The following is a 14,581-nucleotide window of genomic DNA, read 5'->3' as shown; positions in this document are numbered from 1 at the left end:
GAAGGGTTCCGATGAGTAGAAGGACTACGGTCTTCGCCCCAAGGGAGCGAAGGTCGAACCACTTCCGGGGGTTGGACGCTGCAGGAGTGTGGTTCCCGCTCAGAGCAATCGTTCCTTTGCCGTTGTCATAATTACCGTGTTCGGTGCGGATTACGGTTCTCCTGCAAAATTATCCCACCGGTGGATTCTCGAGCACCATCACGTCTCCGGGCCTTACCGGAGCACGCGAGAGGGTCCCTGCGGGGAATTCCACGACAAGCCGCGCACCCTTTACCCACGGTATGAACCTCCACGGGGCGACGGAGCGCGCTGACAGGATTGCCCTCATGTCCCGCGCGACGAATACGACGTCGATCGGAAACCGCATGAAGCACGTGTGTATCCCGTTGCAGGGTTCGATTACCAGGGCCGAACCTGCCAGCATGCCTGCCCTGAACATCAGCCCCCGGAGACGCCGGAGCGGTGTGCTCGCCGTCTCCGCACATTGGGCCAGCACATCGCCTGTTGTGGCATTCAGGATCCTCAAGTAATCCCACCCTCCCAGCGGATGGCAGTCCCTGAAGGAATCACACCCGGCGGGACGAATATCCTTCTGGTCAATAAGCCCATGGGAGTGTCGGTTACGTCAATTCGCGTAGGTCTGCCGGGAGCCCTCTTTTCATACAGTTTCAACCCGTTCTGGGAGCGATTCTTCGAGGCGCTCGGAGTCGAAGTCGTCCATTCGGGCCCTACCACGAGGGAGATGCTGGACGACGGCGTCCGCGAGGCTGTCAGCGAGGCTTGCGTCCCCATCAAGGTTTACCACGGTCACGTGCGCAACCTGGCGTCCAGATCGGATGCTTTGTTCATACCCCGATACGTGAGCGTGGACCGCGGCACGGTCTTCTGCCCGAAGTTCCTCGGACTCCCAGACATGATACGGTTCTCCATGAAGGACATCCCGCGTGTGGTTTCGCCCAGGGTTGACATGCGCAAAGGTAGACTGGGACTCGGGTTCGCGTGCCTTTCGGTCGCATCCGAGCTGGGGCTTCCGAGGACCCGGGCGATATCCGCCTGGCTCTATGCCACGAGGTCGCAGGCCTCAGCCGGGCGGCCCGCCGCCGCGCGCGCGGCGGGCGAGGAACCGGCCATCGTTGCGGCGTCTTCGCGGGAAGGGGGCGCCGGCGCCGCGCCGGCCGGCTCGCGCCTGAGGATAGCGGTCCTGGGGTATCCGTACGCCGTATACGACCGTTTCCTGAACATGGACCTCCTCCGGAAGCTTGCGCGGCTCGGTGTGGACGTGCTCACGGTCGAGTCTCTCCCGTCAACCCTGCTGAACAGCAGCGCGGGTAGGCTGGCGAAGAGGCTGTTCTGGCACTATAGCGACCGCGTCGTGCGGGCCGCGTTTCGCCTGATAGATACCTCCTCCGTGGCGGGGCTCATTCACGTCACGGCATTCGGGTGCGGGCCCGACGCCCTCGCGGACAGGCTCATCGACCTTGAGTCCTCGAAGAACGGTATGCCATTCATGCCGCTCCTTATAGACGAGAACTCCGGCGAGGCCGGACTCGTCACCAGGCTCGAGGCATTCGTCGACATGGTCAGGAGGTCCGGCGCCTTATCAAGACGCCCCGCCGCCCACCGCGTGGGGGGATTTGCTTGAACAGTTCCTCGAAGAAGGTCACGTTCCCGTACCTCGGCGCGTCGCGGCTGGCCTTCAAGATGCTGCTTGAAGACCTCGGCAATGAGGTCGTCTTGCCAGCAAGGCCGAACCGCCGGACCCTCTCGCTGGGGGTGTCCCTCGCGCCGGAGTTCGCGTGCCTGCCGCTCAAGATCACCCTCGGCACGTACGTCGATGCGCTTCAGAGGGGAGCCGGCCTCATAGTGGCGACCGGCGGAGTGGGCCCGTGCAGGGCGGGCTGGTACACGGCTGTACAACGGCCGATCCTCGAGGCAGCCGGCTACTCGTTCGAGATGGTGACGTTCGAGCCGCTGAGCTGCGGCGTCTTCAGGTTCCTCTCCAACATGGCCAGGTTGAACCCCGCGAGGCGGTCACCGCTCGCCGTTGCCCAGCTCGTCAACAGGTGCTGGGAACAGGTGAAGGCGTTCGACGACCTGGAGCGCCGGCTGCATTTCCTGAGGCCGCGCGAGGCGGTCAAGGGTGAGGTGGAGAAGGCATTCGACGAGGCGGTCAACTGGGTCGGCCGCGCCAGGACTGTGCGAGACATCCGCGACGCCAGGGAGGCCGGGCTCGAGTCCATGAACTCGGTGGACTGGGACCGTGGCGCCGACCCGGTGAAGGTGGGTATAGTGGGCGAGGTTTACGTCGTACTCGAGCCTGCGACGAACCTGAACATGGAAGGGATCCTCGGCAACCTCGGCGTTGAGGTTCACAGGTCCATCTTCCTCTCGGGGTGGACGATGGACAACGCCATACACGAGGGTGGCGGCCACGACGTAAAGAAGGCGGCGCTGCGCTATCTCCCCGAGATGGTCGGCGGGCACGGCCAGGACTCGGTCGGTCACACCGTCATCTACGCCGCCGAGGGCATAGACGGGGTTGTCCACCTGGCGCCATTCACGTGCATACCGGAAATAGTGGCGAAGTCGATACTCCCACGTGTCTCGGAAGACCTTGACATCCCGGTCATCTCGTTCTTCCTGGACGAGCAGACGGGCGAGGCCGGGGTCCGCACCAGGCTGGAGGCGTTTGTCGACCTCCTCAAGCGCAGGCGGGAGGGCCGAGGAAAGAGGGGCCGCTCCGGTAGAGGGGCGGCGGGGTCGTGCGGGAGGGTTGCTTCATGAATCTGTATCTTGGAATAGACGCCGGGTCGGTCAGTACCAACGTGGCCCTGCTTGACGACGACCTGAACGTACTGGGCTCCCTCTACATACGCACCAGGGGCAGGCCCATAGATGCGGTGCAGGAGGGCCTCAGGGAGACAATCCGGTTTGTCCCCGCGGGCGGTGTCGTGGCGGGTGTCGGCGCCACCGGAAGCGGCCGTGAGCTCGCCGGCGTCATCGCGGGGGCCGACGTCGTCAAGAACGAGATCACATCCCACGCGGTGGCGGCGCTATGGGCCGTGCCGGGCACTCGCACAGTCCTCGAGATAGGCGGGCAGGATTCCAAGGTCATAGTCCTCCGCAACGGCGTGGTCACCGACTTCGGCATGAACACCATCTGCGCGGCTGGGACCGGCTCATTCCTTGACCAGCAGGCCGCCAGGCTGGGCATCCCGATAGAGGATTTCGGGGGCATCGCCCTGGAGAGCACGTCTCCGGTCAGGATAGCCGGCCGGTGCGCCGTGTTCGCCGAATCCGACATGATACACAAACAGCAGATGGGCCACAAGATACCCGACATTCTCTTCGGGCTCTGCCAGGCGCTCGTGAGAAACTACCTGAACAACGTGGCGAAAGGCAAGGACATAAAGCCCCCCGTCGTATTCCAGGGTGGTGTAGCTGCGAACGCCGGGATAAAGAGGGCGTTCGAGGACGCGCTCGGCGTCGAGGTCATCATCCCACGGTACTACAGCGTAATGGGCGCCATTGGGGCCGCCATAATCGCGCGTGAGTCTGCCACGGCAGCCGGGACCCGCTTCAGGGGTTTCGAGGCGGCCGGCATACCGTTCAACGGCTCGTCGTTCGAGTGCCCGCACTGCCCCAACAGGTGCGAGATCGTCGAGATCTCGATGTCGGGCAGGGTCGTGTCGCGCTGGGGCGGGAAGTGCCCGCGGTGGGACGTCTCCTCGGCGCCGGCCGGCCCCACGCCCCGCGCCGCGGACTGAGCCGCCTGGCCCTTCACCGCAGCCTTCACGAAGGAATCCACCGCCTGTTCTCGTGCGGATCAGGCGTTCCACCTCCGGCTGTCCCGCCTGAGGCCATTGCCTGGTGAACGGCCGGAGACCTCTTTGCGCCTGGGAGGCGCTGGTCTGGATAAGTGGTGTGGAAGGTGCTATGCTGGCTTCCAGGGGCAGAATACCGGCGGGGGTGAACCTGGTGTACGGGTTGTTCGCGGGCCTGAGCGGCCTTACGTGGCAGCAGGTCGTCATGATGGCTGTCGGGGCGGTACTGATATACCTCGCCGTAGCCAGGGATTACGAGCCGGTCCTCCTGCTCCCGATAGGGTTCGGCGCCATCCTTGGCAACATCCCCTTCTCTGCCGCGGTCGGCGATCACGGCCCGCTCACTTTGCTGTACAGGGCGGGCATTACCACCGAGTTGTTCCCCGTCCTCATCTTTATAGGGATAGGCGCAATGATCGACTTCGGTCCGCTACTCGAGAACCCGATCATGATGCTGTTCGGCGGAGCAGCGCAATTCGGGGTGTTCGCCACCATATCGCTCGCGGCTGCTTTCGGGTTCTCGCTGAAGGAAGCCGCCTCCATCGGCATCATCGGCGCCGCGGACGGGCCCACCACCATATTCGTGGCGATGCGCTTCGCGCCGCACCTGCTCGGGCCACTTACCGTGGCCGCGTACTCATACATGTCGCTCGTGCCGGTAATCCAGCCGCCCGTGATCAGGTTGCTGACGACGCCAGCGGAGAGGTGTATCAGGATGCCGTACGCAGGCGGGCGGAGGATACCCAGGGTGGTCAAGGTACTGTTCCCCATCCTCGTGACCCTTGTGGCAGGCGCCATAGCCCCGGTCAGCACCGCGCTGGTGGGTCTGCTGATGTTCGGCAACCTCCTCAGGGAAAGCGGGGTCGTGGACAGGCTTGCCAAATCGGCGCAAAACGAGCTCGCCAACCTGGTCACGCTGCTGATTGGCATCACGATAGGCGGCAGCATGGACGCCGCGACGTTCCTGTCCCCGCGGACGGTACTCATCCTCGCCATGGGGTTGGCGGCATTCGTCTTCGACACGGCCGGAGGAGTGCTGTTCGCCAAGTTCCTCAACCTCTTCCTCAGGCGTAAGATTAACCCCATGATCGGCGCGGCGGGCATCTCGGCGTTCCCCATGTCGGGGCGCGTCGTCGCCAAGATGGCCCTGAAGGAAGACTGCACTAATCACATCATCATGTCGTCGATCGGCGCGAACGTTGCGGGGCAGATCGGGTCGATCGTGGCCGGAGCGCTGGTACTGTCGCTCATCAAGTAGCGCCCTGACGGGGGGATGGTGACCATGGGAAACGAGGTCCTGTACAGGTCTTTTGAAGTGCTCGCGCGGGGGATGGCCGGCACCCTTCTCACCATGCTCCTTCTGACGGGCCTCACGCTATTGCTGCGTTCATACCCCGGCCGGCCCGAGCGCGGCGACGACGACGGGCCGTGAGACAGAACTGCGCGGTATGACCTCCCAAAACTAACCATGCGTTCCCCTGAGGACGATATACTTGGTGAGACCCTGTCGCCGGGGGAGGTGCGAGCGTGAAGTTCCGTTTTGCTTTCAAACTGGGGGGCGCAATGGCCGTCCCGCTTCTTTTCGTCCTCATCGTCGGATGGGCCGGAGTCTCGTCCCTGTCTTTAGTCCACGGCTACGTACGGCAGATAGCCACTCACGAGATGGGCGTGGTCGATCTGGCCACCCAGATCCAGACCGAGGTCGGGCTCTACCGCCAGTGGGAACTCCAACACCTGCTCAGTACCACCATCGGCGAAATGGACGATTACAAGAACCGCGGCGAGTCCTCGGCAAAGGCGATCCGGAAGCTTGTAGACCTCCTTGCCTCAGCCTCCAGTGGTGATATGGCCGGGGTGGTCCAGGACCTCAAGAAGGGCTGGGAGAGGTACGAGGCCGCGCACGCCCCGCTGGTCGAGATGAGCTTCAACGACCAGAAGAGCAGCGCCCTCAACCACCTGCGCGGGGAGTCGCGGGAGGCGCTGTACGAGGTCGAGAAGTCATTGAAGGAGATAGTCAACCTGGCCAGGGAGTCGGCGAAGGGCAGGGAGGTCGAGGCTGACGGCGTATTCCGGTCGTCCCAGGGAGTCGTGCTGGGTGCCTGCGCGCTTACCGTCATCATTGGTGTATTACTGACGCTGCTCATCAACCGCAACATCGTGAGACCGCTGATGCAACTCGCGCGCGCCAGCGCGATCGTCGCCTCGGGGGACCTCACACACGAGTTCAGAATCATGAGGACGCGGGACGAATCCGAGGACGTTTCGAGGGCGTTCGCGGACATGATATCCGGCCTGAAGTCGCTGATCGGCCAGGTGTCCGAGGCGGCCAAGCGCGTATCCGGCTCGAGCTCGGTCATTTCCGCCGGGGCTGAAGGTGTCTCGGCGCTCACCGACAACATGAGCGGCGCGGCGGCTGCGGCCGTGTCCTCCGCCGAGGAGCAAGCGGCGGGGATGCGCACGGCGAGAAGCATTATGCACGAACTGCAGCAGGCCATCGAGGAGATCGCAGCGGGAGCGCAGGAGCAGAGTTCCGCCGTGTCCGACGCGCTCTCGGCCGTGGAGGGTATGACGGCTGCCATACGCGAGGTGGCGGACAGCGCCGCGCGAGCGTCGGCCGCGATGGAGAAGAGCAGGGACGTGTGCGACAATGGGGTGCAGGCCGTCGAGCGCGTCGCCGGGGGCCTCGACGTGATACGGCAGAAGTCGCAGGACGCGGCCGAAGCGATGCGCGAGTTCGGCGGGTCGCTCGACCGAATTACCACTATACTCGGGACGATAAGGGAGATCTCGGACCAGACGAACCTCCTCGCGCTGAACGCGGCCATCGAAGCCGCGCGCGCCGGAGAACATGGCAGGGGGTTCGCCGTGGTGGCTGACGAGGTGCGGAAACTGGCCGACCGCACGTCCCGTTCGACGCTGGAGATCGCGGACCTCATAAGGGAAGTGGAGTCGCACGGCGGCGCGGCCGCGTCGCACGTGGCGGACGCTTTCAAGGAGGCGGCCGGAGGGAAGGAACTCGGCGAGCGGGCCGCGGCCGCCATCGAGGGCATCCGGTCCACCGTTACCGGCGCAGTCGCCACGATAGACGCGATCGCGCCGGTGGTGCAGGGCCTCAGCAGCCACGGCGAACTTGTGGCAACCGCCGCGGAGAAGGTAGCGGCCGTGACGACGCGCAACAGCGCGGCCACCGAGGAGATGAGCGCGGCGAGCAAGGAGGTCCTGGCATCGGTGGAACAGGCGGCGTCGCTTGCGGAGAAGAACTCCAGGATAGCGGGGGAAGTGTCATCCGGAGCGGCGACCATGAAGGAGTCCGCCTCGGGGCTGGCGTCCGCGGCCAGGTCGCTGTCAGACCTTGCCCAGGGTTTGAAGATGTCGGTCGGGAGGTTCGGGGTGGCGGGGTAGGGCTCGTTTCACCCAGACCAGCAAAAATGCGTTGGCCGCGTATAGCATTCCGTAGAACGTCAAGCCCAGCGCCGCGCTGGTCAGGAGCGCGGCGTTCACGGCGCCCTCGATGAATTGATCGCGGCTCACGCCGGCGGCATCCAGGATGGGTTTGAGCAGCACATACCTGGGGACCAGCAGGCCCCCTGCGAGTTCCTCGAATGTGAAGCCGGCTATCCACGGCACGGCGTGTATCCAGCCAACGAACGCCAGGGTGTAGGCCGCCATCGAGGCGGCGGTGTTCAGGGGCGGCAAAGCCGGCGCCAGGTCCCAGCGAAACACGAGACCAAACGAGCCAATGAGCAGGAAGTACGACAGCGCTTCCCCGGGGTGGAACACCAGGCCGATAATAAGTGCCGACACGAAAACGTGGCGCAGCCGGTAGCCAAACCCCCCGTCGACCAGCGCAGTCGTTACGGGGCAGAAGTACTTGAGCCAGCGCAGGGCGACCGGCATGGCGCGGCTGGTGGTGTACATCACCGCGCAGGCGAGCGCCAGGAACGCGGTCCTCACCAGCATGCGGACGTCCCCACTGCGCGTTTCCACCCGGCCCCACCCCTCGAATCGTGCCCGTTGCAGTGTATGCCTCCGGCCATCGATTTGCCCTGGTGCTCCGGCCGGACCGTCCCGCAACAGGGGAAACCTTACCCTGGGAAGAACCCTTGAGGAGGACAGCTATTCACCTGGATGCCCCGACTTGGTAGGAACACACTGAAGGGAAGGATTACGCAGGCCGTGAAAGCGATGGTGTTGATTCAGCCCGCCCCTGTGACGACGAAGCCTCTGGTCAGCCGCGACCTGCCCGAACCGCAGGCCGGTCCAGGTGAAGTGAGGATCAGGGTGTCGGCTTGCGGGGTTTGCCACACCGACCTGCACATAGTCGAGGGGGAGCTGCGCTCCGTGCTCCCTATCATTCCCGGGCACCAGATAGTCGGGATAATCGACCAGGTCGGAACCGGTAGCACCGGCGGCGCTGGCGGTGCGGGCCCCGAAGCGGGCGGCGGCCCCCATCACCTCACGGGCCTTGCCCCTGGGACAAGGGTCGGATTCCCGTGGCTGTACAGCTCGTGCGGCGTGTGCGGCTACTGCCGGAGGGGAGAAGAGAACCTCTGTGAGTCTGCGCGGTTCACCGGTCTCCACCATGACGGCGGCTATGCGGAGTATGTAGTGGTACCCGCCGGTTTCGTGGTACCGCTGCCGGACTCGTTCGCCGACGTCGAGGCGGCGCCCCTCCTCTGCGCGGGGATTATCGGATACCGTTCGCTGAAGGTGAGTGGGCTCCAGCCCGGCGAGAGATTGGCCCTCTTCGGGTTCGGGGCGTCCGCCCACATCGCTATCCAGATCGCGCGGTTCTGGGGGTGCGAGGTGGCGGTGTTCACGAGGAGCAAGAAGCACAAGGACATGGCCATCAGGCTCGGGGCGGCGTGGGCGGGTTCGGCCGGCGAAACGCCGCCGTTTCTCGCCGACAGGGCTGTGACGTTCGCTCCCGCCGGGTCCCTCATCCCGGAGGCGCTGAAGGTGCTGCGAAAGGGTGGCGCCCTCGCGATAAACGCGGTTCACCTCGAAGGTGTGCCCGCTTTTCCGTACGATCTGCTCTACTGGGAGCGGTCGATCAAAAGCGTGGCCAACGCCACGCGGCGCGATGCTGAGGAGTTCGTAAACCTCGCGGCGAGGATTCCTGTGCAGACAGAGGTTCAGACGTTCGCACTCGATGAGGCGAACGAGGCGCTTATCGCCCTCAAGCAGGGCGCGATTAATGGGGCGGCCGTGCTGCTCATTCGCCCGCGCGCGTAGTGGATTGCGCGACGTCTGCGGGTGGGGATTGTTCGATACACGCTTCAAGATGAGAAGGTGCGGGGGCAGGGAGCGAGAATATTGCACGCAGGCCAAACAACCGCGCCTGTTGTTCGATGGGCGTAACACTGGCGCATCCCTTGCGAAGGGGGACCCAATGCTCAGCGCCACCCGCATAGACGAGCTCGTACGACTCTGCCGCGACATGATACAGTTGCCCAGCCCGTCGGGTCACGAGGACCGCTTGGCGGGCCTCGTTAGAGAAACGATGACGGCGCTCGGCTACGACGAGGTCGTGGTGGACAGGCTGGGCAACGTCGCCGGCAGGATCGCGGCGACCTTGCCCGGCCGGACAACCCGCGGGGCGGATAGCGGGACGCGCGGTACGACGGTGCTCTTAGAGGGTCACATGGATACCGTCGGACCGGGGGACGTCAGCCGCTGGACGAAGGCCCCGCATGGCGCGGAGGTCGAAGGAGGAAAGATATACGGGCGCGGGGCAAGCGATATGAAGGGCGGGCTGGCGGCCATGGTGCTCGCCGCCGCCTACGTGAAACGCGACCACCCCGTTCGACAAGGCGACATCATCGTCGCCGGGTCGGTCCACGAAGAATGCTTCGAAGGTGTCGCCTGCAGCGAGATCGCCCGCGCATTCGAGCCGGACTGCGTCGTGATCGGCGAGGCCTCGCAGCTGGACCTCAAGCGCGGCCAGCGGGGGCGCGCCGAACTGGTCCTCGAGACAGTGGGGAAGGCGGCACACTCATCCAATCCGCAGGCGGGGCTGAACGCCCTGAGTAAGATGGTCGCCGTGCTCGGTGCGATCGAGGCGGGGTACATCCCCCGGACACACCCCGTGCTGGGTGACGCCATACTCGAACCCACGGACATCATCTCCTCGCCTTACCCCGGGGCCAGCGTAATCCCGGAACGATGCCGGGTCACGTTCGACAGGCGGCTCCTCACCGGTGAAACCAGGGAAGACGTGCTCGGCGGGATACGCCGTATTATCGGGCGCGTCCACGAGGCCGATCCGTCGGTCTCGGCGTCCGTAGGTGTCGCAGTTGGCGAAGACAAGTGCTATACGGGTGAGAGCATCAGGGCGGAGCGATTTGCCCCCGCCTGGTTGTTCGACGAGGACCACTGGTTCGTGGCGTTGTGCCTCGGCGCCTTGAGGAGCGCCGGTCTTCATCCCTCCGTTTCGCACTACAGCTTCTGCACCAACGGAAGCTACTACGCCGGCGTCGCCGGCATCCCCACGGTCGGGTTCGGGCCGTCCCGGGAGGACTTGGCCCACGTCGCCGACGAGTACGTGGAAATCGAGCAGCTTGTGGGTGCGTGCGCCGGCTATTACGCAATAGCCGGGGCGATCGTGTGCGGCGGACGGTCCTGACGCCCGGCGCCGGCGGGTGCCCAGACCCCGGGTTCGAGGTCTATGTGGAGGTTTGCGCATGGGACAAGTCGCGGAATTGAAATGCGTGCTGTGCGGGCGCTCGTACCGCGAGGGTGAGGTCGACTACACCTGCACGTCTTGCGGCATCGACGGGACCCTGGACGTCCTGTACGACTTCGACGACGCAGGCGCGCAGATGACCCGCGCCGGCATGGCCGCGAACCCCGACAGGAGCCTGTGGCGGTACTGGCCCGTGTTGCCGGTGCGCGAGACGGCGCACGTCCAGCCGCTGGCTGTGGGCTGGACCCCGATCTACCGGAGCGACAGGCTCGCCGCCGAGTACGGCGTGAAGCGGCTGTACATCAAGGACGACGGCCGCAATCCCACGGCCTCGTTAAAGGATAGGGCGAGTGCCGTTGGCGTAGGAAAGGCGCTCGATCACGGCAGGCGCGCGGTGGCGTGCGCGTCGACCGGCAACGCCGCGAGTTCACTCGCGGGTTTTTCCGCAGTCGCGGGCCTGGAGAGCTTCATCTTCGTACCGAAGACGGCCCCCGAGGCGAAAGTGGCCCAACTGCTCATCTACGGCGCCCGCGTAATGCTCGTCAACGGCACTTACGAGGACGCATTCAACCTCTCGACGGCCGCCATCGGGGAATTCGGGTGGTACAACCGCAACTGCGCCATCAACCCCTACCTGGTGGAGGGGAAGAAAACCTGTGCGATGGAGATCTCGGAGCAGCTCGACTGGGAGGTCCCCGACTGGGTGTTCATCTCGGTTGGAGACGGGTGTTGCCTGAGCGGGCTGTACAAGGGGTTCCGGGATCTGGAGCAGATCGGTCTCATAGACCGCATACCCAGGCTGTGCGGCGTGCAGGCGGACGGGTGCCGCCCGGTATACAACGCGTTCAAGGAGGGGCGGGAGAGGGTGCAATTCGGCCCGTCCAACACCCTCGCCGACAGCATCTCGGTCGGCGCGCCGCGGAATTGGGCCAAGGCGCTTCGCGCCGCGAGGTTGAGCCGGGGCGACATGATAACGGTGACTGATGACAAGATCCTGGACGCCATGCGCGAGCTCGCGAGGCAGGCGGGTGTGTTCGGCGAGCCGGCGGGCGTCACGGGTTACGCAGGTTTCCGGAAGATGGCCATGGAGGGCGGGCTGCGTGAAACCGACACGGTTGCGGTGGTTGTTACTGGTAACGGGCTCAAGGACATCGCGAGCGCGAGGAAGGCGTGTGGTGAGCCGGTGGCTGTCGAACCGGACCTGGATGAATTCGTGAAAGCGCTGCGCTCCCGGGGCATGCTGCCCCGCGCGTGACATGGCCGGCGCTCGTAGAAATAGACGGAGTATAGCATCGAGGAGGATTCGAGATGTCAAAGCGGCTCGTGTGGGGACCTACCTTCGAGGAGATGCTGCACCCGGAGAAGATAGATCCGAAGGTCCGCGAGAAGGCGCTTCTTGCGAAAAAGGCCGACCCGCTCAACGAGATTAACCTCTACAACATCACCTGGAAGCAGCCCGACGGCTCGCCCTGCTACATGGTCCTGCCCAGGGAACTCACAGGCGTGGAGGCGAACGTCGTCGTCCTCTACGGGCGCGACTTCCCGACGGCCTCCCACAAGGTCGGCGCCACGTACTCGGTCACGGTGGAGAAACAGCTCGCGGGCGAGATCCGCCCGGGCGAGCACACGATCGTGTTTCCATCGACCGGGAACTACGGAATAGGTGGGGCCTGGGTCGGCCCACGTATGGGGTACGACTCTCTCGTCATACTCCCCGAGATGATGAGCCGGGAGAGGTTCCAGAAGATCGAGTCGTACGGGGCGAGGTACATCAAGACCCCGGGCTGCGAGTCCAGCGTCAAGGAGATCTACGACAAGTGCTGGGAACTGAAGAAGCAGCCCAACATGCGGGTACTCAACCAGTTCGAGGTGATGGGCAACTACAGGTTCCACTACTACGTGACCGGCAACACAGTAGTCGACCTGGTGTCCGAGCTCGGGCGGAAGGGCATCGGCAACGGAAGGTGCGCGGCGTTCGTTTCCGCGATGGGCTCCGCGGGCACCATCGCAGCGGGGGACAGGGTGAAGGAGGTATTCCCCGAGAACCGCATCGTGGGCCTCGAGCCCATCCAGTGCCCGACGCTCTACAACAACGGTTACGGCGACCACGACATCCAGGGAATCGGCGACAAGCACGTGACCTGGATCCACAACGTCATGAACACGGACGCCATGATGTGCATCGACGACATGGAGTGCAAACTCGGGCTGCAGCTCCTCACCGACCCCGCCGGCATGGAGTGGCTCGCGGCGAAGTCGGGGATCGACGAGGCGGCGGCGCGGGAGATGTCGACGATATTCGGGATATCCGGCGTGTGCAACGTCCTCGGGGCGATAAAGGCCGCGAAGTTCTGGGGGTTGGACGCGCGCCAGAACGTCGTGACCATCGCGACCGACACCATCGACAGGTACTACTCGGTCATGGCCGCGCTCGACGAGAGGTTCGGCAGGCTGGATGCGGAGAAGTCGGCCAGCCGCTTCTGGGGCATATTCCGCGGCGTCAAGCTCGACTGGATCCAGGAGGGGACGGCGAACAACCGCGACAGGTGGTTCAACCTCAAGTACTATACCTGGGTTGAGCAGCAGGGGAAGACCGTGGCGGAACTCAACGCGCAGAGGAGCCAGGATTGGTGGGCGGCGGAGCGCGCGAAGGTGGCCGAGGTAGACCGGCTGCTTAGGGATGCGCGCGGCTGAGCAGGGGTTGGGGGAGGGATACCTCAAGTGGCGCTCGAGAGGCAAACCGGGCTGAGACCCTTCATTGACATACTCAGGGACGCCCGCGAGATCATCGAAATCGGGACCGAGGTCAGTTTGGATGTGGAACTCGGCAGTGTCCTGGTGACCGCCGAGAGGCTCGAGAAGAAGGCGGTGCTGTTCAAGCGGGTGAAGGGGCACACCATTCCCGTAGTGGGTGGTGTGCTGGGCTCGCAGGCCAGGGTCGCGCTCGCGCTTGAATGCAGCCGCGAGGAGGTCGTCGACCGCATCGGCCACGCGATGGACAACCCCATCAAACCCGCGGTCGTCGGTGACGCGCCGTTTTACCGTAACATCATCAAAGAGGGGCCTGACCTCGGTGTTCTGCCCATTCCCCGGCACGCGCCGAAGGACGCGGCGCCGTTCATCACGGGCGGCGTCACCGTGGGACGAAACCCCGCAACCGGCGTACAGAACCTTTCATTTCAGAGGCAACACGTGAAAGGGCCGGACACCACCGGCATGATGATAAACGAATGGCGCCACCTCCGGGTGGCTCACGACCGAGCCGAGGAAGCGGGGGATCCCCTGCCGGTGGCGGTCGCGATCGGAGTGGATCCCGTGGTGTACATCGCTGCGGGGATCAGGTACGAAGGGGACGAGATCGAGATCGCGGGATCGCTCCTCGGGCGCCCTTACCCCGTGGCGAGATGTGTTACGAACGACCTGCTCGTACCGGCGGATTCCGAGATAGTCATCGAGGGCGAGTTGTTGCCGGGTGTGAGGGAAATGGAGGGACCGCTCGCCGAGTTCTCGGGTCACTACGGCGCGCCCTGGGACAGCCCGGTCTTCCGGGTGACGGCCATATGCCACAGGGATTCGCCCATCTACCAGACCATAGCCGGGGCGGGGTTCGAGCACGTCAACCTCGGTAATGTGTGGCCGAGGGAGCCACTGCTGAAGCGTTTCGTCACCCACGTATCCGGGGGAGTCAGAGCCGTCCACATCGCGCCGTACGGCGCGGGCTTCCTGGCGATCATCTCACTTAAGAAGTCAAACCCCGGGGAGCCGAAGAACGTGGCGCTTGCCGCCATGACCGCGCACGTTAACATAAAAAACGTGATAGTCGTGGACGACGATGTCGACGTATTCGACCCGCAGGACGTGATGTGGTCGCTATCGACCCGCGTGCGCCCCGACAAGGACATATTTTTCATACCCAACGCGCAGGGGCACGAGCTCGATCCCACGTCGGACCACCGCGGCGTGCAGATCAAGATGGGGATCGACGCCACGCTCGACGAAGAAAAGCGCGGGAAGATCTCGAAGGTCGTGTACCCGCTGGTGGATATGAGCAAGTACCTGACGGGAGGCTAAG

Annotated in this window: 12 protein-coding genes and 1 pseudogene; 11 read left to right on the top strand and 2 right to left on the bottom strand. The window is 64.5% G+C overall.

The features are described from left to right. Window positions 1-169: 169 nt before the first annotated feature. Window positions 170-526 carry a DUF192 domain-containing protein gene (locus HPY55_06455; protein NPV70271.1) on the bottom strand — a complete coding sequence of 119 codons (357 nt, stop codon included), beginning with the start codon at window positions 524-526 and terminating at the stop codon, window positions 170-172. A 21-nt stretch (window positions 527-547) separates the two neighbouring features. Between HPY55_06455 and HPY55_06450 the strand changes: the two genes are divergently transcribed. The 6 genes and pseudogenes from HPY55_06450 (at window position 548) to HPY55_06425 (ending at window position 7,226) form a co-directional block, all read left to right on the top strand. Continuing rightward, on the top strand, window positions 548-1,642 hold the full coding sequence (locus HPY55_06450) for a hypothetical protein (GenBank protein NPV70270.1): 1,095 nt from the start codon (window positions 548-550) through the stop codon (window positions 1,640-1,642). A 59-nt stretch (window positions 1,643-1,701) separates the two neighbouring features. Continuing rightward, window positions 1,702-2,715: pseudogene (locus tag HPY55_06445) on the top strand (CoA protein activase). A gap of 65 nt (window positions 2,716-2,780) precedes the next feature. Further along, the gene (locus HPY55_06440) at window positions 2,781-3,767 is read left to right on the top strand and encodes a 2-hydroxyglutaryl-CoA dehydratase (protein NPV70269.1); all 987 of its coding nucleotides are present in this window, start codon (window positions 2,781-2,783) and stop codon (window positions 3,765-3,767) included. 169 nt (window positions 3,768-3,936) lie between these two features. Beyond that, window positions 3,937-5,082, top strand: a complete 1,146-nt coding sequence (locus HPY55_06435; protein ID NPV70268.1) for a sodium ion-translocating decarboxylase subunit beta — start codon at window positions 3,937-3,939, stop codon at window positions 5,080-5,082. A gap of 24 nt (window positions 5,083-5,106) precedes the next feature. After that, on the top strand, window positions 5,107-5,256 hold the full coding sequence (locus HPY55_06430; protein NPV70267.1) for a hypothetical protein: 150 nt from the start codon (window positions 5,107-5,109) through the stop codon (window positions 5,254-5,256). A gap of 95 nt (window positions 5,257-5,351) precedes the next feature. After that, complete coding sequence (locus HPY55_06425; GenBank protein NPV70266.1) at window positions 5,352-7,226, top strand: HAMP domain-containing protein; 1,875 nt, start codon at window positions 5,352-5,354, stop codon at window positions 7,224-7,226. Here the strand turns inward: HPY55_06425 and HPY55_06420 are convergent. Then, window positions 7,170-7,811: a hypothetical protein gene (locus HPY55_06420; protein NPV70265.1), complete on the bottom strand. Its 642-nt coding sequence runs from the start codon at window positions 7,809-7,811 to the stop codon at window positions 7,170-7,172. The two genes, HPY55_06425 and HPY55_06420, sit on opposite strands and share 57 nt — an antisense overlap. A 189-nt stretch (window positions 7,812-8,000) precedes the next feature. Between HPY55_06420 and HPY55_06415 the strand changes: the two genes are divergently transcribed. The 5 genes from HPY55_06415 (at window position 8,001) to HPY55_06395 (ending at window position 14,580) form a co-directional block, all read left to right on the top strand. Then, a complete protein-coding gene (locus tag HPY55_06415) occupies window positions 8,001-9,059 on the top strand; it encodes a zinc-dependent alcohol dehydrogenase family protein (GenBank protein ID NPV70264.1) in 1,059 nt (352 codons plus the stop codon). Between the two features lie 157 nt (window positions 9,060-9,216). After that, entirely contained in the window at window positions 9,217-10,449 is a 1,233-nt protein-coding gene (locus HPY55_06410; GenBank protein NPV70263.1) for a YgeY family selenium metabolism-linked hydrolase, read from the top strand. 58 nt (window positions 10,450-10,507) lie between these two features. Beyond that, a complete protein-coding gene (locus tag HPY55_06405; protein ID NPV70262.1) occupies window positions 10,508-11,764 on the top strand; it encodes a threonine synthase in 1,257 nt (418 codons plus the stop codon). 53 nt (window positions 11,765-11,817) lie between these two features. Further along, the gene (locus tag HPY55_06400; protein ID NPV70261.1) at window positions 11,818-13,203 is read left to right on the top strand and encodes a pyridoxal-phosphate dependent enzyme; all 1,386 of its coding nucleotides are present in this window, start codon (window positions 11,818-11,820) and stop codon (window positions 13,201-13,203) included. Window positions 13,204-13,254: 51 nt separating this feature from the next. After that, window positions 13,255-14,580: a UbiD family decarboxylase gene (locus HPY55_06395; GenBank protein ID NPV70260.1), complete on the top strand. Its 1,326-nt coding sequence runs from the start codon at window positions 13,255-13,257 to the stop codon at window positions 14,578-14,580. Window position 14,581 lies beyond the last annotated feature (1 nt).

The sequence above is a fragment of the Bacillota bacterium genome (assembly GCA_013178305.1).
Taxonomy (GTDB): Bacteria; Bacillota; Sulfobacillia; order JABLXB01; family JABLXB01; genus JABLXB01.
Note: the sequence above shows the minus strand (reverse complement) of the source record. Positions and strands in the feature narration are given on the sequence as shown.

Coding starts and splice junctions, on each gene's coding strand:
- HPY55_06410 (NPV70263.1), top strand. CDS start 9,217: ATGCTCAGCGCCACCCGCATAGACGAGCTCGTACGACTCTGCCGCGAC.
- HPY55_06450 (NPV70270.1), top strand. CDS start 548: ATGGCAGTCCCTGAAGGAATCACACCCGGCGGGACGAATATCCTTCTG.
- HPY55_06430 (NPV70267.1), top strand. CDS start 5,107: ATGGGAAACGAGGTCCTGTACAGGTCTTTTGAAGTGCTCGCGCGGGGG.
- HPY55_06435 (NPV70268.1), top strand. CDS start 3,937: ATGCTGGCTTCCAGGGGCAGAATACCGGCGGGGGTGAACCTGGTGTAC.
- HPY55_06400 (NPV70261.1), top strand. CDS start 11,818: ATGTCAAAGCGGCTCGTGTGGGGACCTACCTTCGAGGAGATGCTGCAC.
- HPY55_06405 (NPV70262.1), top strand. CDS start 10,508: ATGGGACAAGTCGCGGAATTGAAATGCGTGCTGTGCGGGCGCTCGTAC.
- HPY55_06440 (NPV70269.1), top strand. CDS start 2,781: ATGAATCTGTATCTTGGAATAGACGCCGGGTCGGTCAGTACCAACGTG.